The sequence below is a fragment of the Jejuibacter sp. L23 genome (assembly GCF_050815825.1).
GTDB classification, from domain to species: domain Bacteria; phylum Pseudomonadota; class Gammaproteobacteria; order Enterobacterales; family Enterobacteriaceae; genus Jejubacter; species Jejubacter calystegiae.
On the sequence record NZ_CP138199.1, the window covers coordinates 631,175 to 655,639 of the forward strand.

The 24,465-nt window shown below is 43.1% G+C and carries 21 protein-coding genes, 1 tRNA gene and 1 pseudogene; 12 read left to right on the forward strand and 11 right to left on the reverse strand.

Features of this window, described 5'->3' with window-relative positions; genetic code table 11:
- The first annotated feature begins 52 nt into the window (after window positions 1-52).
- Window positions 53-1,711, forward strand: coding sequence for a dihydroxyacetone kinase subunit DhaK (locus SCU88_RS02945; RefSeq protein ID WP_138095560.1), 1,659 nt, complete (start codon window positions 53-55; stop codon window positions 1,709-1,711).
- Window positions 1,712-1,848: 137 nt separating this feature from the next.
- Here the strand turns inward: SCU88_RS02945 and ahr are convergent, their stop codons facing one another.
- The 3 genes from ahr to SCU88_RS02960 form a co-directional block, all read right to left on the reverse strand.
- Entirely contained in the window at window positions 1,849-2,868 is a 1,020-nt protein-coding gene (gene ahr / locus SCU88_RS02950; protein WP_175341519.1) for an NADPH-dependent aldehyde reductase Ahr, read from the reverse strand.
- 172 nt (window positions 2,869-3,040) lie between these two features.
- Entirely contained in the window at window positions 3,041-3,622 is a 582-nt protein-coding gene (locus SCU88_RS02955) for a methyltransferase domain-containing protein (protein ID WP_175341518.1), read from the reverse strand.
- The gene (locus tag SCU88_RS02960) at window positions 3,622-4,644 is read right to left on the reverse strand and encodes an HNH endonuclease (protein WP_175341517.1); all 1,023 of its coding nucleotides are present in this window, start codon (window positions 4,642-4,644) and stop codon (window positions 3,622-3,624) included. The genes SCU88_RS02955 and SCU88_RS02960 overlap by 1 nt, the downstream gene beginning before the upstream one ends.
- Window positions 4,645-4,915: 271 nt before the next feature.
- On the opposite strand from SCU88_RS02960, the gene SCU88_RS02965 reads away from it, so the two are divergent.
- The 5 genes from SCU88_RS02965 (at window position 4,916) to SCU88_RS02985 (ending at window position 9,376) form a co-directional block, all read left to right on the forward strand.
- Window positions 4,916-5,000 (forward strand) — tRNA-Leu (locus SCU88_RS02965).
- A 188-nt stretch (window positions 5,001-5,188) separates the two neighbouring features.
- Window positions 5,189-6,439, forward strand: a complete 1,251-nt coding sequence (locus SCU88_RS02970) for an integrase arm-type DNA-binding domain-containing protein (RefSeq protein WP_175341516.1) — start codon at window positions 5,189-5,191, stop codon at window positions 6,437-6,439.
- A 158-nt stretch (window positions 6,440-6,597) separates the two neighbouring features.
- Window positions 6,598-6,903 carry a hypothetical protein gene (locus SCU88_RS02975; protein WP_175341515.1) on the forward strand — a complete coding sequence of 102 codons (306 nt, stop codon included), beginning with the start codon at window positions 6,598-6,600 and terminating at the stop codon, window positions 6,901-6,903.
- Window positions 6,904-6,963: 60 nt separating this feature from the next.
- A complete protein-coding gene (locus SCU88_RS02980) occupies window positions 6,964-8,331 on the forward strand; it encodes a restriction endonuclease (protein ID WP_175341514.1) in 1,368 nt (455 codons plus the stop codon).
- A gap of 10 nt (window positions 8,332-8,341) precedes the next feature.
- Complete coding sequence (locus tag SCU88_RS02985) at window positions 8,342-9,376, forward strand: DNA-methyltransferase (protein WP_175341513.1); 1,035 nt, start codon at window positions 8,342-8,344, stop codon at window positions 9,374-9,376.
- 383 nt (window positions 9,377-9,759) lie between these two features.
- Here the strand turns inward: SCU88_RS02985 and SCU88_RS02990 are convergent, their stop codons facing one another.
- From SCU88_RS02990 to SCU88_RS03005, 4 genes are all read right to left on the reverse strand, one after another.
- Complete coding sequence (locus tag SCU88_RS02990; protein WP_175341512.1) at window positions 9,760-10,650, reverse strand: plasmid partitioning protein RepB C-terminal domain-containing protein; 891 nt, start codon at window positions 10,648-10,650, stop codon at window positions 9,760-9,762.
- On the reverse strand, window positions 10,643-11,545 hold the full coding sequence (locus SCU88_RS02995) for a ParB/RepB/Spo0J family partition protein (RefSeq protein WP_175341511.1): 903 nt from the start codon (window positions 11,543-11,545) through the stop codon (window positions 10,643-10,645). Before SCU88_RS02995 ends, SCU88_RS02990 begins: the two co-directional genes overlap by 8 nt.
- A gap of 13 nt (window positions 11,546-11,558) precedes the next feature.
- Window positions 11,559-13,070, reverse strand: coding sequence for a recombinase family protein (locus tag SCU88_RS03000; protein ID WP_175341510.1), 1,512 nt, complete (start codon window positions 13,068-13,070; stop codon window positions 11,559-11,561).
- A 248-nt stretch (window positions 13,071-13,318) separates the two neighbouring features.
- Complete coding sequence (locus SCU88_RS03005; RefSeq protein WP_022064738.1) at window positions 13,319-13,630, reverse strand: conjugal transfer protein TraD; 312 nt, start codon at window positions 13,628-13,630, stop codon at window positions 13,319-13,321.
- Window positions 13,631-14,441: 811 nt separating this feature from the next.
- On the opposite strand from SCU88_RS03005, the gene mobQ reads away from it, so the two are divergent.
- Both mobQ and SCU88_RS03015 read left to right on the forward strand, forming a co-directional pair.
- The gene (mobQ, locus tag SCU88_RS03010) at window positions 14,442-15,938 is read left to right on the forward strand and encodes a MobQ family relaxase (RefSeq protein ID WP_175341509.1); all 1,497 of its coding nucleotides are present in this window, start codon (window positions 14,442-14,444) and stop codon (window positions 15,936-15,938) included.
- Window positions 15,939-16,026: 88 nt separating this feature from the next.
- A complete protein-coding gene (locus tag SCU88_RS03015) occupies window positions 16,027-17,079 on the forward strand; it encodes a hypothetical protein (RefSeq protein ID WP_175341508.1) in 1,053 nt (350 codons plus the stop codon).
- A gap of 150 nt (window positions 17,080-17,229) precedes the next feature.
- On the opposite strand, the gene SCU88_RS03020 is transcribed toward SCU88_RS03015, so the two are convergent.
- Window positions 17,230-17,682 carry a hypothetical protein gene (locus SCU88_RS03020; protein WP_175341507.1) on the reverse strand — a complete coding sequence of 151 codons (453 nt, stop codon included), beginning with the start codon at window positions 17,680-17,682 and terminating at the stop codon, window positions 17,230-17,232.
- A pseudogene (locus SCU88_RS03025) lies at window positions 17,681-17,887 on the reverse strand (hypothetical protein); the annotation flags it as partial. The gene SCU88_RS03020 and the pseudogene SCU88_RS03025, both read right to left, overlap by 2 nt.
- A gap of 341 nt (window positions 17,888-18,228) precedes the next feature.
- On the opposite strand from SCU88_RS03025, the gene SCU88_RS03030 reads away from it, so the two are divergent.
- From SCU88_RS03030 to SCU88_RS03045, 4 genes are all read left to right on the forward strand, one after another.
- Window positions 18,229-18,609: a hypothetical protein gene (locus SCU88_RS03030; protein ID WP_426097924.1), complete on the forward strand. Its 381-nt coding sequence runs from the start codon at window positions 18,229-18,231 to the stop codon at window positions 18,607-18,609.
- Between the two features lie 125 nt (window positions 18,610-18,734).
- Window positions 18,735-19,205, forward strand: coding sequence for a hypothetical protein (locus tag SCU88_RS03035; RefSeq protein WP_000014601.1), 471 nt, complete (start codon window positions 18,735-18,737; stop codon window positions 19,203-19,205).
- A gap of 111 nt (window positions 19,206-19,316) precedes the next feature.
- Window positions 19,317-19,595, forward strand: a complete 279-nt coding sequence (locus SCU88_RS03040; RefSeq protein ID WP_239670095.1) for a hypothetical protein — start codon at window positions 19,317-19,319, stop codon at window positions 19,593-19,595.
- A gap of 123 nt (window positions 19,596-19,718) precedes the next feature.
- Window positions 19,719-20,126, forward strand: a complete 408-nt coding sequence (locus SCU88_RS03045; protein WP_049271437.1) for an H-NS family nucleoid-associated regulatory protein — start codon at window positions 19,719-19,721, stop codon at window positions 20,124-20,126.
- Between the two features lie 62 nt (window positions 20,127-20,188).
- On the opposite strand, the gene SCU88_RS03050 is transcribed toward SCU88_RS03045, so the two are convergent.
- Both SCU88_RS03050 and SCU88_RS03055 read right to left on the reverse strand, forming a co-directional pair.
- Entirely contained in the window at window positions 20,189-21,439 is a 1,251-nt protein-coding gene (locus tag SCU88_RS03050; protein WP_049271439.1) for a hypothetical protein, read from the reverse strand.
- A 364-nt stretch (window positions 21,440-21,803) separates the two neighbouring features.
- Complete coding sequence (locus tag SCU88_RS03055) at window positions 21,804-24,461, reverse strand: DotA/TraY family protein (RefSeq protein WP_175341505.1); 2,658 nt, start codon at window positions 24,459-24,461, stop codon at window positions 21,804-21,806.
- Between the last annotated feature and the right edge of the window lie 4 nt (window positions 24,462-24,465).

The window sequence follows — 24,465 nt, forward strand, 5'->3', positions numbered from 1 at the left end:
CAACGTATCAGCAGCTATGCTTGTGCTATGGCTAGCCGATTGATGGAACATCATGTCCGGATTTTTCTTTGATCAACGTGAACAACTGGTGGATGACGCCATTGAGGGCGTCATCCTCTCTTCTCCCCACCGTAATCTGACGCGCCTGGATATTGAGCCGGGCATACGGGTGGTGATGCGCAACGACTGGAACAAAAGCCGGGTAGCGGTGATCTCCGGTGGCGGTGCCGGTCATGAACCGGCAGACGTGGGTTTTGTGGGGCGCGGTATGCTTACTGCGGCGGTCTGCGGCGACCTGTTCGCCTCGCCGGGAGTGGATGCGATACTGAACGCCATTGTGGCGGTGACCGGCGATCGCGGCTGCCTGCTGATTGTGAAAAATTACACCGGGGACCGTCTGAACTTCGGGCTGGCGGCGGAAAAAGCCAAGCGCTATGGCCTGAAGGTAGAGATGGTGGTGGTGGGCGACGATATCGCCCTGCCGGGCAACCAGCCGCGCGGTATCGCCGGAACCTCGCTGGTGCACAAGATTGCCGGTTATGCCGCCGAGCAGGGACGTTCGCTGGGGGAGGTGAAGGAGGCTGCCCGGCAGGCCAGCGAAAACGTATTTAGTCTGGGGGTGGCGTTGCGCAGCTGTAGCCTGCCGGATGGCGTGGAGGATGAATGGCGCATCCTGCCGGGGCAGGTCGAAATCGGGCTTGGCCTGCACGGCGAGCCGGGGGCCCGGACCCTGAACACCCGCAACAGCCGCGCGCTGGTGGATCTGATGGTGGAGCAGCTCTGGCAGCACGCCGGGGGCGACGTGCGCCTGGCGCTGCTGGTCAACAACCTGGGGGGCACATCGGAGATGGAAATGGCGCTGATTGTTAAGGCGCTGGCCCACTCCCGTCTGCGTGACCAGGTGGAGTTTATGATTGGCCCGGCGCCGCTGATGAGCGCGCTGGATATGAAGGGGTTTTCGCTGTCGGTGTTGCGCCTGAGCGATGCCTTTATCGATGCGCTCCAGGGACCCTGTGAAACCCTGGGCTGGCGCCCGCTGGTGCCTTTTACGCCGGTGAAAATGCAGCCCCAGCGCCCCACCCATGACCGGGTGGATGCGCTGCCTTCCCACAATGAAGCGGTAGCGATGCGGGTGGCGGCGCTGACGCTCTCCCTGATTGAGATAGAAGCGGATCTGAACGCGCTGGACGCCAGAGTGGGCGACGGCAATACCGGCACCGCCTTTGCGCAGGGAGCCCGGGATATCGCCCGCTTGCTGGGGCTGGGGGCGCTGCCGCTTAACGATCAGGCGGCGCTGCTGGCCTTTATTGGCGAACGTCTGGCGACGGTAATGGGCGGCACCAGCGGCGGCCTGATGTCGATCTTCTTTACCGCAGCGGGCCGGGCCCGGTTGCAGGGGCAACCCCTGGCGCAGGCGCTGATGGTGGGACTACAGCAGATCAAACTCTACGGCGGCGCAGAGCCGGGCGATCGCACCCTGATCGATGCGCTCCAGCCAGCGCTGGAAGCCCTGACGGAAGAGGGCGTGATCGCGGCAGCGGCCGCAGCCTGTCAGGGCGCCGAGGACACCGCCGCAATGAGCAAGGCTAACGCCGGGCGTTCTGCCTATATCGCCAGCGAGCGCCTGCTGGGCGTGAAAGATCCGGGCGCTGCCGCGGTCGCCACGGCATTCAGCGCGCTGGCGGAAGTGGAACAGAAAATCGCCCGCTAATGCAAAAGATGAGAGAGGCAGACGCCGACAAAGGGCGTTGCTGTGTACACGGTGGCAAGGCGCTGAGCGAAAAGTCATCCCGGCCCTGAGACAGCCGACCTTTTCAGGTCGGCTGTTGCGTAGTTAAACAACGGAAATCAGAAATCCGCCTTCAGCACCACGCGGTAGCGGGCCTTGCCGTCGCGCACGTGTTGCAGCGCTTCGTTCACCTTCGACATCGGGAACTCTTCGGTCTGCGGCGCCACCCGGGCGCGGGTGGCCAGCTTCATCAGGGTGCGCAGCTCGGCCGGGTTACCGGTGGCGGAACCGCTGATGCCGTGGTCGCCGCTAATCAGCGAGAACGCGGGAACTTCGAACGGCTTCATCACGGCGCCCACGGTGTGGAAGTTGCCGCCGGGGGCCAGCGCGGTGAAATAGGGCATCCAGTCCAGGCTGACGTTAACGGTATTGATAATCAGATCAAACTGCCCGGCCAGCGCGCTCAGCTCCTGCGGATCGCGGCTGTTAACTACCCGATCGGCGCCCATATCCAGAATCTCCTGGGTCTTGGACGGATTGGAGCTAAAAGCGGTGACCTCGGCGCCCATGGCGCGCAGCAGTTTGATAGCGATATGGCCCAGACCACCGATACCGATGACCCCCACCCGGCTCATGGCGGTGATATGGTGGGTCAGCAGCGGTTTAAAGACGGTGATGCCGCCGCACAGCAGCGGACCGGCGGTGGCGAAATCCATCTCTTCCGGCAGTGGAATGGCCCACTGCCAGTCGGCGCGGATCTTATCCGCAAAGCCGCCGCGGTTCATAATGGTCGGTACGCTGCCTTCCTGGCAGTTGATCTGGTTGCCGCTAATGCAGGCGTCGCAGTGCTGACAGCTGCGGGCGGTCCAGCCAATGCCCACGCGCTGGCCAATTTTAAGCCCCTTATCCTGGGCGGCGCTGCCCAGCGCGCTGACCCGACCGATGACTTCATGACCCGGCACCAGTGGATACTGCGAAAAGCCCCACTCGTTGTCGATCATCGACAAATCGGAGTGGCAGACGCCGCAGTATTCGACGGTCACCTCAACATCCTCCGGCGCCAGCTGACCGGCGTCGTACTCATACAGCTCCAGTTCAGCCCCGGCCTGTTGCGCCGCATAGCTCTTTATCATGGTCATGATGAATACCTTATTGGTTGTGACTTCTGAAATCACAGTGTACTTCAAATACCTGACGGGCGGGTTTGCCGGATGTTTCATTATTTATGTGATTTTTATCACGTATTAATGCGCGGCCAGGGCGGCTTCCATGGCGCGTAGTGAGGCGGTCAGAGTATCCAGATGGCGGTATTCAGCTTTCCCGCCGCAGCAATGCATTCAACCAGCGTTCGCTGCGTTCCGGGCGCAGATCCCGGGTTTGCCAGCATTCCAGCAGGGTGAGCTGGGGCAGGGGGGCGAGCAGGGCGTTCAGGCCAGACTCGTCGAGATCGGTAAAGCATCGCCCGGCCTGGCGGCGTTCTTCGTTGCCGTACTTAAAGGAGAGATACCACACCCCGCCGGGCTTTAGCGCCCTGGCCAGCCGCGCCATGACTGACGGCAGCTCTGCCCGGGCCACGTGCAGCAGCGAAGCGCAGCACCAGATACCCTCATAGCATGCTTGCGCCTCCAGATCCTGGAAGCGCATCTCGCGCACTGGCAGGCCGCTATGGGCGCGGGCCAGAGCGGCCAGATTCGGGGAGGCGTCGAAGGCATCGACCCGATAACCCATCCGCCGGAAGGCCAGAGCATCGCGCCCGGAACCGCATCCGGCGTCCAGCACCCGGGCGCCGGGTGGCAGCCGGGTGGTAAAAGGGCGGTACAGCGATTCCATATCTACCGCGACGGTATCGTCGAAAAAGCGCTGAGCATTGTGCTGGTAGTACTCCTGAGTCATTACAGCGTTTCCTCTCCCCGGGGCGCTGGCTGCTGCCAGATATGGATCAGCGTTTCGATGGCGGTATTCCACGCCCGCTGCAGAAAATGCAACCGGGCGCTGGCCGTGGCGCCGGTTTGCCTGGACAGGGTTTCGTGCAGCGGCAAATGACTGTCGATAATATAGTCGTTGCGCTGGCGTAGCCGTTCCATCGCCCACTTTGGCGGCGCCAGCGCGAGCTTACCGGCGCTGCCGCGATTGCAGTTGCGACAGGCCAGCACTAGGTTCCAGACCCCGTCGATATTGGGCACCTTATCGCGTATGGCCCAGGGGATAACGTGATCGACATCGGCAAGATTCTGGTCGCCGCTGCGCAGTGAAACAGGCGTGTCGCAGTAGAAGCAACGCCCCTTCTGATAGCCGTTCAGGGCATCGCGACAGCTGGTGATATTCACCCGCCGGGCGTTCAGCTGGCTGAACAGCATACGGGTCTGTTCATCGTATTCCACGCCGATAAGCTGCCGTGAAATGCCCTGGGCCCAGGCCTGCTCCACCAGTCGCCAGCGCGCCTCGGTTTCCAGGGCCAGACTGTGGTACTGGGGCCGCTCCCCCAACTGATAAAAGTTTTCCGTAAGCCGGATAGCGCCATGGCTTTTTCGCTCGTCCACAAAAAAGCGGGTGGCGATCTCCGCACGATTGACGATATGAAAGGCGTCGAGCACATTGGCGAACCCCAGCCGCACGGTCAGTTCGGTGAGCCGATCCTGCCCGATCTCCCCCCGATTAAACTGCTGGCAGGCATCCAGAAAGCGGCTGCGACCGGCGGTGCCCTGCTTTGGCGCCTGCTGCAGATGGCGACAGAGATGCTGACTAAAGGGCTGCGCCAGATCCGCCAGCAGAATTAGATCGCTGCCCGGTTTCTGTTGCTGGATATCGTACAGCGCCTGAGCCAGCGCAAACTTATAGGTGGCCGCGTTGCGCCCGAACAGAATCACCCCGCGCCAGTAGTTTTCCAGCGTTGGTTCAACCTGATAAAAGCGCATAGCGTGATCCTGTTCCGGGAGAGAGAAGCGGTTCAGATTAGTAAAACCGCTAACAGGATCAGATAACAAAGCGGGGCAAATGTAAACCGTTGCAGCGTGCCGGAGTCGGGATCGGATTCTGAAAAGAGGGGGCAACCGACAGGCTACAGAAGGGAAATAGCGTATAAGCCGCTGTTTTTTTCGGCAATCGACGACGCCAGGCGATCGCCTCGCTTGCATGGCGATCCCCGGCGGGTATAATGGCAGACGCTTACCGCAACCCTTCTACAGTGCCGAAGTGGCGAAATCGGTAGACGCAGTTGATTCAAAATCAACCGTAGAAATACGTGCCGGTTCGAGTCCGGCCTTCGGCACCAATCAAGTCTTTTTTTTCGTCTACTAAAGTCTATTTACGTATACAAAATCAATAAGTTAGATATCCTGCCTCTTGTTTCAGGTCTATTAAAGTCTACTGTCGTATATCAACATCTACCAACAAATGATGGTATAACTGTTGGTAGCTTCGGTTCGATTGAAATTGATACCAACAAGGGGAGGGGGATCTATGGCTCTTACTGATATCAAAGTCAGAACAGTTAAGCCTGCAGACAAACCTTTCAAACTTACCGATGGTGAGGGGATGCACCTGTTGGTTAACCCCAATGGCTCAAAATACTGGCGTCTTCAATATCGTTTTAGTGGCAAACAGAAGATGCTGGCGTTAGGGGTTTATCCAATGGTTTCGTTGGCAGAGGCTCGTAAGAGGCGCGATGCAGCAAAGAAACTGATATCTGATGGTATTGATCCCTCTCAAAAGAAAAAAGAGGATAAAATTGAAGAAAGCGGAGCACTAACCTTTGAGGCTGTAGCAAGAGATTGGCATGCATCCTGTAGCAAAAAATGGTCGGAGTCCCATAGTGAGCGGGTGCTTAAAAGCTTAGTGGATAATCTTTTCCTTGCGTTAGGTAAACGTAAGATTTCGGAACTGAAAACTCGGGATCTACTCGCTCCAATAAAGGTAGTAGAGGCGAGTGGGCGATATGAAGTAGCTTCGCGCCTTCAACAGCGAACGACTGCAATCCTACGTTTTGCCGTACAAAATGGTCTACTTGATTATAATCCAGCTCAAGATATGGCTGGTGCAATCGCTGTAGCTAAACGAGTGCACCGCCCGGCTCTAGATTTCGAACGTATACCCGAATTACTTGATCGTATCGAATGCTTTAAAGGTCGAAAGTTGACGAAATTGGCAGTGAAACTCACTCTACTGGTATTCATACGTTCAAGTGAACTGCGTTTTGCAAGGTGGCAAGAAATCGATTTTAAAAATGCGCTTTGGACGATACCTGCAGAACGAGAACCCCTAAAGGGCATTAAATACTCACATCGTGGTTCTAAAATGCGTAGCCCTCACCTCGTACCTTTAAGCCGTCAGGCACTGATAGTCTTAGAGGAGATAAAACAGATCAGTGGGGACTACGAATTGGTATTCATAGGCGATCACCAGCCCGATAGGCCAATGAGTGAGAACACTGTTAACAAGGCCCTTCGCTCGATGGGCTATGATACCAAAACGGAAGTTTGCGGGCATGGGTTTAGGGCAATGGCCTGTAGTGCGTTGATAGAATCAGGTTTATGGTCAAGAGATGCTGTTGAGCGTCAGATGAGCCATCAGGAGCGTAATAATGTTCGCGCCGCTTACATCCACCTTGCTGAGCATCTCGATGAGCGTAGGTTAATGCTACAGTGGTGGGCTGACTATCTTGATGCCAATCTTAACGATATGGTAAGGCCATTTGATTTTTCCAATAAATAACATATCTTTGCGTAAGCAAATGAAATAATCATTTCATTACAATAACATAATTAGCCATCTTAGGTTGATGGCTATATGTCTATGACGTAGAATGTAGACATTACGCATCCGCTAAATTCTGACGGATCTATGTTTCAATCACTTTATAAGATTTTAATATGAAACTTTTAAATACATATGAAGATAAAGAAAAAGCTGAATATTATCTTTCAAAAATCGTTGGTGAAAAAAGACTAGCTAGTGAAAGGGATGGTACAGAAACTATTTATAACCTGTTTGGAGACGCTACGTGGACAAATTTATTTCTGTTAGATATGTTTGAATTAAAAGAGTTGAAAAATATTTTAGCTGCAAAAAATAATAAATTAGCCTACGATAAAGAAAAATATTTAAGTATTATGAAAAATCTCACATATGCTGAAAGTGCATTTTCATTAACTATCCCCAAACATTGGATGATATAAATATTTGACTTTCAATATTTCTTGCGATATAGTTGAGAGTTTTTTAATTATGGAGTGATTATGAGCCAGCGAAGCGATTTACCATTTGGAAGTGAGTTTTCTCCGTCCCAAATTGATCTTGTCGGGCTTTTGGACATGATCGCGCAAAATGAGAACAATAAAACTTTAGAAGAGGCAATCAGAAATGCTTTCTTTTCCAAACATGGTAATGGGAATATAAGAAACCAGAATAAACTTGCCATGAATTGTCGGCTGGGGTTGAAGGCATATGGAATAATTAATGCAGATGGAAAATTTACTGATTTTGGTAGGAAATTACTTACGCTAAAAATATCATCATCAGATTTATATAAAGAACTTGCGCGACATATATTACTGAACTTGAATGGTATGACTCTTGTCCAATGTATAAAAGACATGACTGTTGCAGGCGAAATAGTCAATCTGACCACCCTCCGAAAAGGGTTAGCTGAGCGAGGAGTGCATTATCCTTCAGGTGGAAAGCATCCGAGTATGATGCGTCTTTGGTTAGCTAAAGCTGGGGTGTTTATCGGTAGTCGTTGGCAAGTAAATGATCAAGCGATAAAAGATATACTTGGCTTGGATACCGATGACTTCCCTCAGTTAGCGTCTTTAACGTCTCAGCAAAAAGCGTTTGTCCTTACACTTGCTAATATTGATAGTCAGGATGAAATACCCGCAAACCATATAGTAAAGTTGGCGGAGGCTACTTATGGAATTGAGTTTCCTGAAAAAAGCTTACCTAAGCAAGTGTTGAATAAATTAGAAGAGTGTGGCTATATTCTTGCTAGAAAAACGACAGAAGGGCGAGGGGCGAAACCATTTATGATTACAGCAACTGATAAATTAGTTGCAGAAATAATCATGCCTTTATTGAATCAGTTAGAGCAACAAACAGATCCTAAATTAATTGAGTTACTAAGAAAGCCTCTTGCAGAAATATTAGAGGAAATCGATTCTTCTGATCGCTATATTAGCGGGCTCGCATTGGAAGCTTTAGCGTTCAAACTTATGCGACTCTTAGCAATGGACTATGCAGCTACACGGCTTAGAGCACAATCCACTGGTGGTGCTGAGATTGATATCATATTTCAGTCATCCCGCCTTGTCTTTTCAAGGTGGCAAGTCCAATGTAAAAATACATCACGTGTATCTTTAGATGATGTAGCTAAGGAAGTCGGATTAACTCATTTCCTAAAGTCTAATGCAATTGTAATGGTTAGTACTGGAGATATTGGAAGCGAAGCTCGTCGCTATGCGAACAAAATTATGGCAGAATCTAATCTTTGCGTGGTAATGGTCGATAGAGACGACTTGAATATAATCAGGGATAATCCATCATATATAGTTGAGGCTTTCAATAGAGAAGCTTCACATGCTATGAATTTGAAGAAACTTGACATCTAAGAGAATTTGTATGAGTAACAAAAAAATCAAACCAAGAATTTATCATAAAACTGATCTAGGTAAAATTTTTCTTGGTGATTCATTGGATGTCATGAGTACATTACCAGATAGTAGTGTCGATCTAATCATGACGAGTCCTCCCTTTGGATTGGTAAGAAAAAAAGAATATGGAAATGTTCATTCTGATGATTATCTTGACTGGTTCAAGAGTTTTGCTATCCAATTCAAACGAATCTTAAAAGATAGCGGAAGTCTCGTGATAGATATCGGTGGTGCGTGGAATCAAGGACAGCCAACGAGAAGCCTTTATCATTTTAAATTGCTAATTATGTTATGCGAAGAGTTCGGATTCAATCTTGCACAAGAGTTTTATTGGTGGAATCCTTCAAAATTGCCTACTCCTGCTGAATGGGTTACAGTTAGAAGAATAAGAGTTAAAGATGCAATAAATACTGTATGGTGGTTATCAAAATCCCCTTGGCCAAAGGCGAGTAATCGTAAGGTATTGCAGCCATATAGCCCAAGTATGAGGACATTATTAGAGAAAGGATACAAAGCTAAGAAAAGACCTAGTGGGCATGACATAAGTGAAAAATTTAGTATCGATAATGGTGCAGCAATACCACCAAATCTTCTGGCTATACCCAATACAGAAAGTAATAGCTCTTATTTACGGTATTGTCAAGATGAAGGTATAAAGTCACATCCTGCACGTTATCCATCTGATTTACCTGAGTATTTTATCAGAATGTTAACTGATGCCGGTGATACCGTTATTGATCCATTTGGCGGTAGTTGCATGACTGGTGAAGTATCGGAACGTTTAGGCCGAAACTGGATATGCTGTGAAATGGTGGAAGAATATCTACAAGGCGCAGTAGGCCGCTTCAAATCGGTAATCACAACTGAAAGACCGAATATTGATGAAGATTCATCTTATTATCGAGTTCCTCGTCCCGGATTATATTGGGGGCAAGAAGAAGAAAAATTAGATGAGGATGGTGGGAAAAAAAGAAAACCCAAATCCGAGAATCAAAATAATTAAAATAGATAGGGTTTTTTGACCCTTTTTATTAATGTTAGAAGCATCTCCGCGAAAATGAACGGTTAATATAATAAAGAAAGGGCCATAAGGCCCTTTCTTTTCCCTTTAAAGGAACTCTCCATTGGAGAGAATACATATCCCCACACTTGGGGCAAATAAATCAGCCCATTGGGCTGCAAACATCTCCCCATCTGTGGGGCAATCAGACACTTCGTTGAAGTGAATATTCACAAGGAACACTTATTAAATATAATATTAAATATCAATTGTCAAATTTATTCCTCTAAAACTTTCAGATTTAAAAATAATATACAATGTAAAGCACAACTATGAACAACACACTACAACATAAAATGCATTGTTCATAGTGGGCCGTATAATACTCAACGCAACTCTTCATCTTCGTACATTGGCAATGAGTCAATAGCAGCAATTTTCTTTAGTTGAGCTAAATAATCCGGATTATTATCTACCAACCAATTTAATACAGAATAATTAGAAAGTAGTCTTTTTATGTGTCCAATAATCACTGCCAACTTTAAATTATTTGTTCCATATATATTTTCGAGTTGTTTAGTCTCCATTTCCATAGCAGCCATTTCTCGTTCCATTCTGGCAAAATTCTTTGCAATGTCTTGCTGCTTTAGTTTCGAATCTTTCGGATTTATTAGCATATCATCGGGAGTGTAGTGTAATAATGATAGAGCAAATTTACGACTGAAATTATTTATACTCATCATCGTGGATACCGCCTCCAGCTGTCTTTCTGGTTTCATTTTACGTAAAATAGCGAATATTGCTTGTGGAACATGTTGATTTGCTAATAAAGCGGTAGTTTCCGGGCTAATCCCATCAAGTAATCTAAACTTTGCCCTGAGTGTATCTACTGATATATTCAGAGATTGACTAATTTTTTCTTCTGAAACACCAGCATCCACAGCCTGTAATATCATACGATATTCCTGAATAACTGGTAATCGATTGACATACTTGTTATAGCTGTAAGATTCTTCATCCTCAGAAATCAAACAAGGTACAGTGGATAGCCCTATATCCTTTGATGCTTCAACTCTTAAGTGACCATCAAGTATTATCTTTTCTGACAAATTATTAATATAAATAACTATGGGTTCTATGATACCAACTGTTTTCACCGTGGAAACTATCTGATGATATTTTACGCTTGATTTCACATTAATAGGCAACTCTTTCCCATATAGCAGATCAGAAACATTAATAATAAAACACTTATTACCGAAGTTGGGTTTATTCATTTTCAAGACCTCGTTCTGGGTCAACATTATCCAGAATAAATGCAGGAACAGAATTCAGGCTCTCAACAGATAGAAGGTCTGAAAACTCTCTATTCCTCAATAAATTAACCATTATCTCTTTAACAACCATTAGGCTAGATATTGTAAACTCAGATCTTGTATGAATAATTTTATGCCTTTTGACATTTTCTTGATAAAGTTCTTTTAACTCATCAGAAGTAATCCGCTTCTTTTTTACCCCCTGAACAAAAGAATTATTATCACTTCCTTTACCGGATGTCTCTCTCTGAGATAAGATCCTTTTAATTGCACCTATCTGCTTTGAGTTGAGGTCACCAGAATTAAATCCTTCTAAAAGCAGGTGTTGTATATCAACTCCTTTAGCTCTTGATATTTCTACCGCTATATATATCGGGATTCTGCCAGACTCAACAGCAGAAAGTAATTTATCTTCGCCATTTTCTTTTAGTGATACAATAGAAGCTACCCAATTTTTAGAACGGCCAATTTTATTAGCAATCTCTAACTCAGAAAAACCTTTATTCTTTAATTCTATAATGCTGTTGAGAAGCTCCGTCGAACGTGGTTTTCTTCGAGCAATATTTTCTGCCAGACTCATGATATGACCATCTTCATGATCAACTGACTTTACTATTGCTGGGATTTGTTTTTCACCTAACATTTCATAAGCCTCAATCCGTCCTTGCCCACAAATTAAATCGTACACATACGTCTTACAGGTTGAGTCAGATAACCTAACCGTAATAGGTTTTTTTAGCCCTATGTTTTTTATACTTTCAACAAGTTCATCGTGAATAGATTTGCTTCTTGAACGTGGATTAACGATTCTGATCTCTGAGATATCTATAAGCTTTATTTCTTCATATTCATTCATCAGTGGATTCCTTTTAAAAAACATCACGTTTAAGGATTTGCAAAAAAAGTATCAAGTCATCATATCGATAAAACTCTAACTGGTAAGGATTTAACTCTTCAAAAACAAACTGATTATCTAATAACTCTATTGAAGGGAATATATAGTAATCTTTGGTGTTCACGTTTTGACTATCAAGTCTAACAACGATACAAATATCATAGCTAAACTTTCGCTCAAACCGGATTCTCCAGCGCTTTCTCGTGTTATTCATGAAACAACGGGAGATAACTACAGACATTTTAACTTCATCATTAATAGTAAATAATTTAGACTCCTCATCATAATCAACATAACAGCCTTGTTCTGTAATATCAAAAATGAGTTTTTCAACTAAACTATGGTACTTTTCTCTTAGCAAGGAATTAATTCGCAAATAGTCATAATCGTGCTTTGGTTTATAGTCAATTAATTTATAAGCCTGTAATAGACCACCAAAACGTTTCCTGTAAACAGATGAGGATGGTGTATTATCATCTTCATCTATAATTATGCCGGATAGTTTCCCTTTTGTTTTAAAAAGCTCGGAGAGTTTACCAAGTAAATCATCATTACTAAGATGAATACTTCTATTACTAATAATAGTCTGCGCTTGTAAAAATAACTCAGGAGAAATAATAGCTTCAAAAGCATTTTCACATCTTATCCATTCATGCTGTGGGTTGTGGATAAGACGCTGCTTTAAACGAGAAGATGTTCGGTTATAGACATTATGACCAATATACTTTTCGTTAGTTAAAATCTCGTGGATCTTTCCTTTGGTCCATTTAGTGCCATGCTCTGCAGTAATCCCTCTTCTATTCAACTCAGAGGCAATAACCCTCTCTGGCTTAGAGTTATTCACGAATTGATTGTATATCCATCTAACCGTTATGACTTCATCTTCCGGCCCTAATACTAAAATTATTCGATCAGTCTGGATGCTTTTCCACTCTCTATATTTAAGTATCCCTTTATGTTTATGGTTTTCATCTATCAACATTCTTCGTAAACCATATCCAGCAGGCCCGCCTTGGTGATATCCACGACCAGCCAGATTAGCTTGTCCAAGAAAGACTTTTTGTGATAAATCCCGACTTAAAGAAGAAGCTTTTTTTCGATCTATGAATAATTGAAAATCAGCATAATCACTATTACCTTCAATGATAGGGTTTGCACAATATATGACGCCAACACCATGCATTTGAAGTTGATGGGTATAATATCCAAATTGATCTATACTCTGAAATCGCCCAAAACGGCTTATGTCATAAACTAAAACTGCTTTAATATTTATTTTCCCTTCAACCACATCATCTATTAACTGTTGAAATGCCTGTCTTCGGTTTGCCGTAACCCCACTTTTTCCAGAGTCATCATATGTATGAATGATATTCATCTTATGTTCTGACGCAAATTTACTTATGAATTGAGATTGATTGAATATTGAATACTGCTGATGGTCTGTAGACATTCTCAAATATTGAGCAACATTGACTTTATCCATAACATCCACCTCACCTCAATGAAAAAGATTATGGTTTCATGGAAAAGTCAAATTTCAAAAAACCTTCCTCCACAATACCTTAACGAAAATTCACTTAAGTTAAACTACACTATAAAGCACATAGATTTTCTTGAGCACGATCTCAAAAACGAACACTATTTGAACAATCACCTCTGTAGTTCTAAATATCCAACTTCCGCCGAACACGGAAAAAACCCTCATTATCATGATGTTAGATTTTTTAATCGTTATTCCTGTCTACCAACCATATCCTCAAGAAACCTTTTACCGCGTAATTTCAGCCTTGCCTTATCCTCAGCACCAACATTTTGAAAATGTATTAATATACCCAACACAAACTCCTTATCGACGTCTTCTACTTTACAGCCAAAAGCTTTAGCTACTTCTGCCCCAAGGATTATCTTCAGGCGTGTCTCAGCACTCTTGGACAAAGATTTCTCTTTGGTTTTGAGACGATTCAAACGCATCTGCGCTGATGCTATTTTTTGCTTAATTGTTTTTTCTGTTCTTGGCTTTCTGTTTTTATCATCCGTACTCATAATTACTTTTCCTTTTGGTTTTTAAAAACATCAAATACAATTAAAAAAGGAAAAGGTCAAACCACATGAGTAAATCGAACATTTTACTTTGAATTAAACTACGCAGCACGAGATGATTGTTTCTGACAATCAGTAGTTAAACAGGCTTGCCTATTAATGATGGGATTTATCCCGAAAAAATGGTGTTTTGGTTTTAAAATTGATAAATCAGTAAGTTCAAAATAAAATTATGCAACACATATGCGAGCAACCATAACTTAAAATACCTGATACTCTCCGCGTTACTTATTTTATCAAATCAATGAAAACAATTTCATCTCTTGTTTTTTGACTCTGATTTCTGGTCTTAACCTGTGAATTGTGCAACACGCAAAAGCATCTGTTATTTTCACTGTTTTATCTACATTCCGCTTTCCCGCCTTCCGGCGGGAGGGAAAAATACTACTTATGCCCTTACGGGCGTTACCTAAAACCAAAATATTAAGTCTTACCATCCTACCTCAGCCGTTCATCCGATTTCCGCTCAGTTAATTTCACAGACATTAAAACTAGCGTTATTATTTAGCTATAGAAAAACTTAATACATTGTCGTTATTTTTAGCTCCTTTAGGAGATATAAAAATAAAGCAATGCCCACCTATACACTGCTACGCAGCGTGTGGGGTCTACCGACGGTTGCCTGCCGCAGGCTAAAAGCAAGGTCAACGTCAACACCAGAGTTTTTCTTGCGAAAAACTAAAACCAGCATAGTCGCATTGGAGATTTATATTTTGGTTTGATATTTAAATTTATTTTGAGGTTATATTATATAGTGGCTATTTTTCATCTTGATTTTAAAATTGTGAAACGTTCAGAAGGCAGATCTTCCGTTGCGAAAGCTGCCTATCATGCTCGTACACGTATAACAGATGAAAGAACAGGTGATACGTATGATTATAGCCGCCGTACTGATTTATATGGGCATTTCATATTAGCACCTGTTAATGCTCCAGAACATATCGTAAAAGACTCCACAGCATTGTGGAATGAAGTTGAAAGAGTCGAGCGTCAACAAAATGGTCAAACAGCCCGTTTTTTTGACGTTGCCATTCCTGCCGAGTTAAATAATGAAGACAAGAAAAAACTTGTCCTTGAATACTGCCAGAAAAATTTCGTTGATAAAGGCATGATTGCCGATATCGCTTTTCATGATCTTGATAGCGATAACCCACACGCTCACGTTATGTTGACATTAAAAACCATAGGCCCGGAAGGCTTTGGTAAAAAAGAAAGAAGCTGGAATGACAGAAAAATGTCTGTGTTGTGGCGTGAATCATGGGCATCGATGGCTAACAGCTACCTCGCTGCCGCTGGCTCGTCAGAACGTATTGACCATCGCTCTCTCCAATCCCAGCATGAGGAAGCATTAGAGAAAGCAGCGGTTGCTCTGGACAATGAAGAACAAGCGCTATGGCTTGCCAAGGCCGCTGAAACAAACCGTCCTCCAATGAAACGTATCCTCAGTGCTAAATGGCGTAGTAAGGCTGCTCAAGAACAAAGAGCCGCAGAACAGGCTGTTCGTGATGCTGCCAAGCAAGAAGCCATCGAAGTCTACAAAACATTCAGTGAACTTGATCTTGAAATCGTCGTTGATGTAAGAAGCTTTACGATTACACATCTTGCTGAACCAGAAGAGATTATATTGGTTGATACCCTCTCAAATACAGCAAACAGCAGAGAAACCATTACTACTCAGCCAGCCCAAGTTTCACAGATAAGGCCGCCAGTGAAGTCGTATCGTAACCCTGATAAGATCAGTCAGGTTAACCAAGAACCAAAACCATCACTGGTGATCCCTGCCTCACCTCGCTCTAAACTGAAAACCTCTTCTCCTTCAACAGCGGGCGCAGTTAAACGCGCGCCTTTTAAAAGCAAGAGGAAGCAGGTTAAACCTCGTCAGAGTGGAATATTTAAGCGTTTCACGCTACTCATAGTGGACTTCTTCAAAGAAAAGTTCGTATGGACCAAGAGAAAACCTGCTCCCGTTTCTACCGATGCTGAACACGATAAGCGTATTGCCGAAAACTACGTGTTCGATGAAGTGCTGGGCATCTATGTATCACGCGCTGAGTATGAAAGACGTGCCAGATTTAACAGTGGCAGTTATAGTCCAACACCAGATGAGATCAGGCGTTTTCCAAGTCGTCCGAAAGCAGAGCAACACAAAAAATATAATGTTCTGGACTATACCCAGACTTCTCCGATAGTATCAGGTAAAAGAGTTAATTATCCATCATTGAAACCATCATCATTCGATAAAAATGAATAACCTCTAAATTATTCTAAAGTTTAACTTTATTGCAGAATAATATTTGATATAATATCAAACTAGTTCCATCCGTTTTTTAGGAGTCCATATGAATATAAGCAATAAAAATAAAGCACTGATTAAAATTTTTGGCTACTTAGTAAAAGACACAGGAAAACTATTATTAGATCCATACATTGGGAATGCCTCATCTATAATAGAAGGGCTAGTGATAAATAGTAAAAATTTCTATGATGAGATGAACAAGAAAAAATTATATGAGTTATACATGGGCATTGAGCAATTAGATGACGATACAGAAAAGAAATTCACAAAAGCGAATTTGGCATTTTTGATTAAAAAATTCATGCAAGATGACGAAGATAATAAAACTCACCTTTATTCTAAGTTAGCAATAAACATATCGAAAAGTGATATTCCTGATGAGCAAAGAATTGATTTTATATCAATGCTAAATGCTCTCACAGTCTATGATATTAATTTCATGAAGAAAGTATATATATACGATATTTTCGATATTAAGGGATTCAAGAACACTGCGGAGCAATTATTAAAAATTACTGAATCGCAAGAAGGACGGGAAATAAAATCAATCAACAAATTATATGCAAATGGACTCATCTTTGAACCTAACAAGGGTAAGGCCGCTGGTCAGTATTATAAACCAACAGAATACTTAAAGAAATTTATCTTAATGCTATTTGATAGCCAAGAACTAACCCCTGACGCGATAGGAGAACATGGAAAAAACAAATCTGACATTTTCTTTATGAAAAATTCAGAATATATGTCAAAGAAAGAGTATTATGATGAATTAGTTATTAACTCGCTAGAAAGCCTAGGATATTCACTAATTATTAATACTGAAGTCTATGGGCCTTACAATGATAAGTCCAGTATATATATATCAATAGATAACGACAAGGCGCTAACAAAAGGAGAAAATGGAGAACTGTTTTTACAACTAATAATAAAAACCAATGAGGATGTATTCTTTAATAGAAAAAACATATCGCCAGACAGATATTTACTATCCCTTGATGATTTCAACAAAAGAAAAATGGATAATAACAAGGACACTAATGAAATCAAAAAAATCTTGCGTTCCATTATAGAGGAATTAAAAAACCAAAATTATTAACATCAATTACATATTGATTACATCATCTTTGTATAAGTATTGAGTAGAATGAATACAGTATCCATCCTACTCAATTTCATTCAAACTTAAACACCACAATACATTAATTAAATCTATCGTCTAAACACAACATTATCAGAGAGTGTTGCCTTACCAGCTATCATTATTTCGCTTTTCAATAGCATCCCGATAACGCTGTTGTTCCACAATATCTAGATTTGGATCGAATAACACACTTGATCCCTTCACAGCGATATCGGTATCAATCTCTGATTGGGGCGCATAGGCTTTATGACCATTAGGCTGCACAGTGGCTGGAGGAATATATGTCCCACAGTTTTTGCTATTCCCGGAACAACCGATATAAGCCAACAGGAAGGCAAACAGGAAGAAGAATGTCCATATTGTATTGTAGCCGTTAATCGTATATCCACTTCCATTAACATCTGAAAACACGCCATGAAACCTGACGGCATAGACAATCAGGAATGATGAGAGGATAACAGCCCTGCTTTTACCTACGGTTAAATGCTTACGAATGAATTTCACCGTTGGAAGCAGTGTGACCAAAAACAGCCCAATAGCAACAACGACCAGCCACATAGTCTTTGCAGACAGCACCAAGGCCAGATACAGACGATACCGGGCCAAGGCTTTGAGTGGTGGCAGTTGCCCCCAGCGCTTTACCTACTGAAGACAACGAAGAACTGATTGCGCCATTAACTGTATTTACGCCATCGTTAAGCTGCTGGCAGCCAGAAAGAAACACCAGAGAGACCGCCAGTGCTAAGAAGTTATGTCCTTTCATTTATTCCTCAAGGATTTAGTCAGATTCGTATACCCCAATCCCGGCGCTCTCACCTATAGATCAGGAGTTATCATCTAATCAATTGATAGAATTGAATTATTTTTAGTGTTCGTCACATCGTTTAAATCGATCGATACAAAACAAACGATAGACACAGACTATCACAAGCAATATATCGATCGATTAAATCAATTAAAAAACCGATCGATAAATCTTTTTTAATCGTTATTATCTATCAATATAAATTTATCGATCGATTTTACAGATCATTTTACTTGAGTATGCAGGCACTGGCGACTATGCTGGGCTGAGATAAAGCAGTAAAACAGCGAGGGATGAGCATGGAAATCGTCGAAAAAGATCAAAAAATCGCTTTTGTTGACTCGTTCAGCGATGCTGTTTTGTCTTACGAATACGAACAGGCGGGTTTCACCATAAACTTACTGAAGCGCTCTGTTCTTCTCTTTAACCATAATATGAAGAAAAACGTAATGTCTTCGACATTGCGTAAAAATATGAACAGCATATTTATATATTCATATAGCAACATCAGGGAAATCAACTACTCGCTGCCTGATTGCAGATCCGATGATGCCGAGATCTGTATTATGACTGATGATGTATTAAATCCAGTCTGGACGTTCAGGGTTCCATCTCACGCACATTATATTTGCGAGAAATGGATGGAAGTATTTAATAACCGTATTTTCTTTGACCCATAAACAAAGTATTAAACAAAAGGAAAATAAATATCTGACTAATGATTCTAATTAATGGAATTATTTGCTTTTTAGTAAATTAATGTTTAATTATATACACATAGAATAATTGATATCGAGGTATACTTATGTCTGGAAAAAATCCGTTTTGGAATTATGATTATAATGCGGCGCAACGTAATAGAGAAATTGTAGACTCTTACCAACAGGCAAATGAGGCAAGGCTGGATTCTCAACAGTCGCAGTTTGAAGCGTCTATGGCTAATGACAGGGTTAGTAGAATACAGATGCAGTTGAATAACACAATCAATAGCCATAAGAAGGTTGTCGCTGATTACGAGCAACGTCTGGAAGGGTTTAGGCTTAACTTCTTCAAAATAATGATGCAGTCGAATATTTTCTACAGAACGATAAACAGATTGCAAGAAGAATGGCCTGACCAAAAAGACCATATTCTTGATGAAATTCAACGGCAGCGAGACTACTGTAATCATCCAGAATATCGCGAAAAATGGTGGAACGCCGTATCTAAAAACAATATAGGTGAAAGTGTTTTGGCGTTTCCTTACCCGCAACGCGAGCTAAAAAAGAAACCATAAAAAGAGCTTTGGCTTCTTCATGATTTATAATTATTTCCTATAAGATACTATTCGTTGTGTCTCCTATAGACACGTCTAAATATTAATCATCCATTTTATGGAATACTCACCATGACAGCTATTTTGCATCCAAATTATGTTGTTGTATCAAAGCTAATATCTAAGTTTGACATTACACATGACAGTAGAGATGAAAATATTAATATCTTGATTTCTGTCATTTATGACTTGGATAACGGCAATACAATCGAATACTACATTAATAATCAGGAAGAGGCTGAGAAAAAATGCATTGAGAAAAACAGATTTTCAAGAAAATTTAAAAATCGCATTGATAATATATCATCTGAAGAAACCCGCTCGGCTAAAGATAATCACAAACTCAAATAAAAAATTTGAACTCAGGATGGAACTAATGTCTATACCATATAATGTATTGATTTTGTGCACAGGAACGATTAAAACTATGATGTTATTGCTTGTATTCTTTACCACAAACATTAGGGAAATCGCATGTCTGATGCTTTAAAGATCATCAACAATATTCGTACTCTCCGTTCTCAGGCTCGTGAACTGACACTCGAAACCTTGGAAGAGATGTTAGAAAAACTCACTATCGTTGTAGAAGAACGTCGTGAAGAAGAGGCCTCATTTCTAAAGCAGCAGGAAGAGAAACAGGCCAAGCTGGAAGCATTCCGTCAGAAGTTGTTGGAAGATGGCATAGACCCGGCAGAGTTGCTTTCAACTGTTAACTCATCTTCTTCCAAGACCGGAGCGAAACGCGCCCCACGTCCAGCTAAGTATAAATACATCGATACCGATGGTTCTGAAAAGACATGGACAGGTCAGGGCCGAACTCCTCGTGCTATCGCTGCTGCGCTCGAAGCCGGTAAGGCACTGGAAGATTTCGAGATCAAATAATCTTCATACCAAGTCTACCAAATCCGCTGGCCCAGCGCTGGCGGTTTTTTTAATGACTTCAATTATTTTGTTGCCTGAGTCGCTCTTGTCGCATTTGTTTTTAAATTATTCAGCATTTGCTTATCAACAGGTTGTAGTTGTTGTCCTAACAGAGCCGCAAGCAAAATATTTGTGTCTTCTGTTCTTTCGATTTGAAGCATTTGTAATCTTAAATCAAGTGCCTGCATTCTTGCCTGCTCATGCGCAGTTTCTTTTTCATCAGCACTACTGATTTTTACCTGCCAAGCGTCAGCACCTGTTGTATCTGCATAGCGTGAATAGATCTCATATCTTAACATTTCCCACTCTGAAGGATTATCCGGGAATGTTGTGCCGGGAAATAGAGTTGCATACTTGTTTTTTACGGAAGTATCTGACCAAGCAAGGTTTGCTCCCTGCGTAGAACCTAATGTGGATCCTATTTTGGCTCCTCTTGAGTTCACTGATACATTACTTGCTTTTTTCATTGCCAGTACGGAATCAATGGCGTTTGTTCCAGCAGTGCTTCTGGAGACAAAGCTCGAAAAGGCCGATAAATATTCTCGTCCTTCAGTTGTATCTTCTAATCCCTTGTTCTTTAATGGTTCAACTGGTAAGTTCCCTATCAGATTTCTTTTTGCCGCTTCAGCAACTTCAATCTGCTCAACAGAATAGGACTGATTCGAAACCTTATTAGACAATGCTTCGGATTTAGATAATGGTGGTGTAATTAGGCTTGATGCCGACTTATCTTTATCAGGATACTGACCTATAGTATTGCACCCACCTCTGTTATATTTCACATCATCTTCGGAGCAAACACTTATTGATACTCTGCCCATGATGTTTTTCTTGGCCTCATTTATTCCGGTATTTGCTTGTGTAAACATCTTAACGCTGTTTTCAGATAAAGCCTCTTTCGCTGAGCTTGTATTCGATCCTGCTGCACCACGACCACCTGCGCTCGTGACTTCTTCACAGGCATTGGCATCAGGTATCCTGTTTAAGATATTTTTCATGCGCTGTTCTTGGATTGCCTGACTGGCATTACTGACAACAGCATTCTTCTGATTCTCATTTGCTGTTATTGTTGCTTGTGCCAGCTTGTCGTTCATTGAAACTAATGTTTCAATTATTCCATTGCCCATAGATTGAGGTGAAGCCCCCATAAGATACGGTGTCAAAATCTCTTCTGTGACGGGCCAGACAGCAAAAGCTGTATTTGTATATAACACAGAAAAACACAAAGCCGAAACCACTGTTATTCTCTTTAATTTAAATTTATTGTTTCTCATTATAATACTCCCGTTAACTTATTACCTAATTTATTATTTAACTAATTAAATGTAAGCTGTCAATTTTAACAGAAACATTTATTTAGCATCTGCATTGAAAAGTAATATAACAGAGGACATATAAAACAAACGGAGTGAATATCATAAATGCAGCGATATTTTTATATATTTTTGCCTATAAAAAATATTTTATAGGAGAATAAAATCTTACATGAGAAATGCCCATATTCAATAAAGACTGTGGCGATGTTCTATTTTTCACTATAGTCATTTAAATTATGCTGGTAAGTAAACATATAAAGTGAGTTCCATTCCAGATAACGAACAATTAAAAAGAGGGCGAAAGCCCTCTTTTTATATCACATTATCTGTCATTACTTTCAGTGGGTGATGAACTACCACCGGAAGATCCACCACCATTCCCTTTATCTGGAGCCTTAAAGCTTTCAATTGGTGAAGCTTGGGCCTGAAGGTTTATAGGCAGCAACGGTCTGTTATGTTCACCAAACGATACCGCTCTGTTAGCAGCCTTTTGGGCTACATTCATATAACCTGCAGCGCCTGCTGTATCACCAACAGCATCTGCTGCCTCAGCCGCATTGTAAGCCGAGTTAGCACTTTCAAGAGACTGATATTCATCCTGCTGATCCAGTGGGCCAGCATTACTCATATGAGTTCTGAATGCAGATCCCGTATCATTGGCTTTATTAGCTGCCTGTGCTTTCCCCTGTTTAGCCTGTTGCTGTTGTTGAAGCTCACGTTGCTGTTCACGGTCTTTATTGATTTGCGCATTCCTGATCTGATTACCCATCGCATTTGAGGTATGAGAAACCTGATCCAACACGGTTTTGGTGAACATAGCACCTTCAACACCTTTTGGTGCCGACTGTGCGTAACCCGACATGCTCTGACCACCATGAACACCAAGCCACTTCATAATTTCATCAGGGATGATGTGAATCAGTGAAAGTGATTTCTTCACTACCGTGAACATCATCGCAATATAAACAGCAATGAGAGCCAGTGACTCGATGATACCTATCCCGGCATTGGCTGACATCATGCCAAACGCGCCGGAGAATGTTTCATTGACGATCCCACCAAGGATAGGGAGCATCGTATAGGCTGCTATTAATCCTGTTATCATTAGCGCTGGTCGCATGGTTAACGATAAAACCAGACCATAACCAGCGCCACCACGACCCACTACGCCATCACCGTCTGGATGTAAATGTGTTATTACCCATAATGGTGCTGCGACCATTGCTTCAAGGCACAGGATCATCCAGCCGACGCAAACACCAAACCACATGACGTAAGGCAACATAGGAATAACGACGGCTAAGGTATCACCAGCTATCCATAAAGGGATAACCAGTGGCATAACAATCCCCATAGCGCCAAATGCACCCGATACCCAGCTTGCAGTCCATGAAGTCCATGCACCAAGACCTGCGCCAACAACCGCAGAACTTCCTAATAACGTCCAGCCAGCGGCACTGATCGTATCCCCAAGCCCTTTAACGGCTAATAACGGGTTTATCGCCTGTAAATTGGCAGCAGTTGTGTCGGTTGAAAATGAAACAATTTTCCCTTGCTTTCTTCCATTAATAACGCTGGAACTGAGAAAACCCGCCATTGCACCAGAAATACTCTTATTGGCTTCACTTTGAAGAGAAGAAACTATTTTCCCGGCATCATCTGTTTTAGGGCCAGCGCCACTTTTACCACTGGTATTGGCTTCCGTTCGGTTTTGCGCATCAATACCATTCGCATATCTTGAAGCTGTCGTTGATTTCGCCATATCCTGAGCTACTTTTGCCATAATCGCGTTCAGGCTGTTATCGAATATATCTCCGTATTCCATTGTCGCTTGCCCACCTACAGGAAGATTATGAGCTGCTCCATTAATCGCATCCTGCACACGGATCAGTTTCATACTCCATGCGCCAGCCATAAACCATCCGTCTTTCTGGACATTCTCTTTGAAATCATCCCACTGGTCGCCAGTGGAGAAAACTGTTCGTACTGCAGTATCAATAATGGATACATATGAGGCCGTTGCGCTGTTTATTCCGGTCTGAATATCAATATTATTATCGGCCACATACTGTTCAGCCAGCGTTTTCATACTATTATCAAGGCCGATAAATGCGGCATTGTGTGCCTCAATAACATCTGAAATATTCGTCTTTATATCCTGTGGCATATAAGCCATATACATGCCGCCAGCAGCAATGGTAGCCTGAGCTTTAGCCTGTTCGTCATAAGAAGCTTTGGCCTTCGGGTCTGTAAGCGTGATGCTTCCACATGCAGCCTTGGATACCAGTAAATTTTTATTCATATCATTACCGGCATTGCTGGCTCCATAACTGTATGTGTATAAATAGGCACCTTTCTCCGGTGTCATTTCAAACGCAGGCGTGACGTGCGGGAAGGGATCGGCTGCTGCTGATTTCTTCCATAATTCTCCCGCCTTTAACATACAGACGTTATTGATAAAGGCGGTTTTCGCTATGCGATCAAGCTCCTGATAAGATGCAGATGTGGTAATAACAGCCCCATCTGAGGGGTTGGATGCATAGGTATTCCAGACGGTATCTGCCAGACCGACTCCCTGATTAATCATCCACAGCACCATAACCTGAGCGGCACAGAAACCACCTGCAGCCGGGAGTATCATTGCCGTGCCTAATGCAGTTCTTACGGGCAACCACATGGAAGACCATTTCTTACCCAGCATTTCTCCGTCATGTGCCGTTGACATGGTTCCGGCAATCAGTGTGTAGGCAGCTAAAATGCCACCAACCAGTAAAACAGCGCTGTTGAGGATCGTCATTGTGCTGGCTAAGGGGCTTTCCGCTAAATTCTCCGGGAATAAGATATCCAGAAACCACAGCTTTGATTTGTCTGTCTCCGGGACGGTAAATAAATCGGCGGCATAAGCTGACTGAGTTAATAACAGGCTAGCTAATATTGCTAATAATATCGACACTTCTTTTTTCTTTATATTTATCATCATTACA

Bases quoted from the DNA above. Each gene is read 5' to 3' on its own strand.
- SCU88_RS02945 (WP_138095560.1), top strand. From the start codon at position 53: ATGTCCGGATTTTTCTTTGATCAACGTGAACAACTGGTGGATGACGCC.
- SCU88_RS02955 (WP_175341518.1), bottom strand. From the start codon at position 3,622: ATGACTCAGGAGTACTACCAGCACAATGCTCAGCGCTTTTTCGACGAT.
- SCU88_RS03005 (WP_022064738.1), bottom strand. From the start codon at position 13,630: ATGAGTACGGATGATAAAAACAGAAAGCCAAGAACAGAAAAAACAATT.
- SCU88_RS03055 (WP_175341505.1), bottom strand. From the start codon at position 24,461: ATGATGATAAATATAAAGAAAAAAGAAGTGTCGATATTATTAGCAATA.
- SCU88_RS02995 (WP_175341511.1), bottom strand. From the start codon at position 11,545: ATGAATGAATATGAAGAAATAAAGCTTATAGATATCTCAGAGATCAGA.
- SCU88_RS03050 (WP_049271439.1), bottom strand. From the start codon at position 21,439: ATGAGAAACAATAAATTTAAATTAAAGAGAATAACAGTGGTTTCGGCT.
- SCU88_RS03000 (WP_175341510.1), bottom strand. From the start codon at position 13,070: ATGGATAAAGTCAATGTTGCTCAATATTTGAGAATGTCTACAGACCAT.
- SCU88_RS02970 (WP_175341516.1), top strand. From the start codon at position 5,189: ATGGCTCTTACTGATATCAAAGTCAGAACAGTTAAGCCTGCAGACAAA.
- SCU88_RS03015 (WP_175341508.1), top strand. From the start codon at position 16,027: ATGAATATAAGCAATAAAAATAAAGCACTGATTAAAATTTTTGGCTAC.
- SCU88_RS03020 (WP_175341507.1), bottom strand. From the start codon at position 17,682: ATGTGGCTGGTCGTTGTTGCTATTGGGCTGTTTTTGGTCACACTGCTT.
- SCU88_RS03030 (WP_426097924.1), top strand. From the start codon at position 18,229: ATGGAAATCGTCGAAAAAGATCAAAAAATCGCTTTTGTTGACTCGTTC.
- ahr (WP_175341519.1), bottom strand. From the start codon at position 2,868: ATGACCATGATAAAGAGCTATGCGGCGCAACAGGCCGGGGCTGAACTG.
- SCU88_RS02960 (WP_175341517.1), bottom strand. From the start codon at position 4,644: ATGCGCTTTTATCAGGTTGAACCAACGCTGGAAAACTACTGGCGCGGG.
- SCU88_RS03045 (WP_049271437.1), top strand. From the start codon at position 19,719: ATGTCTGATGCTTTAAAGATCATCAACAATATTCGTACTCTCCGTTCT.
- SCU88_RS02990 (WP_175341512.1), bottom strand. From the start codon at position 10,650: ATGAATAAACCCAACTTCGGTAATAAGTGTTTTATTATTAATGTTTCT.
- SCU88_RS03040 (WP_239670095.1), top strand. From the start codon at position 19,317: ATGACAGCTATTTTGCATCCAAATTATGTTGTTGTATCAAAGCTAATA.
- SCU88_RS02985 (WP_175341513.1), top strand. From the start codon at position 8,342: ATGAGTAACAAAAAAATCAAACCAAGAATTTATCATAAAACTGATCTA.
- SCU88_RS02975 (WP_175341515.1), top strand. From the start codon at position 6,598: ATGAAACTTTTAAATACATATGAAGATAAAGAAAAAGCTGAATATTAT.
- SCU88_RS02980 (WP_175341514.1), top strand. From the start codon at position 6,964: ATGAGCCAGCGAAGCGATTTACCATTTGGAAGTGAGTTTTCTCCGTCC.
- SCU88_RS03035 (WP_000014601.1), top strand. From the start codon at position 18,735: ATGTCTGGAAAAAATCCGTTTTGGAATTATGATTATAATGCGGCGCAA.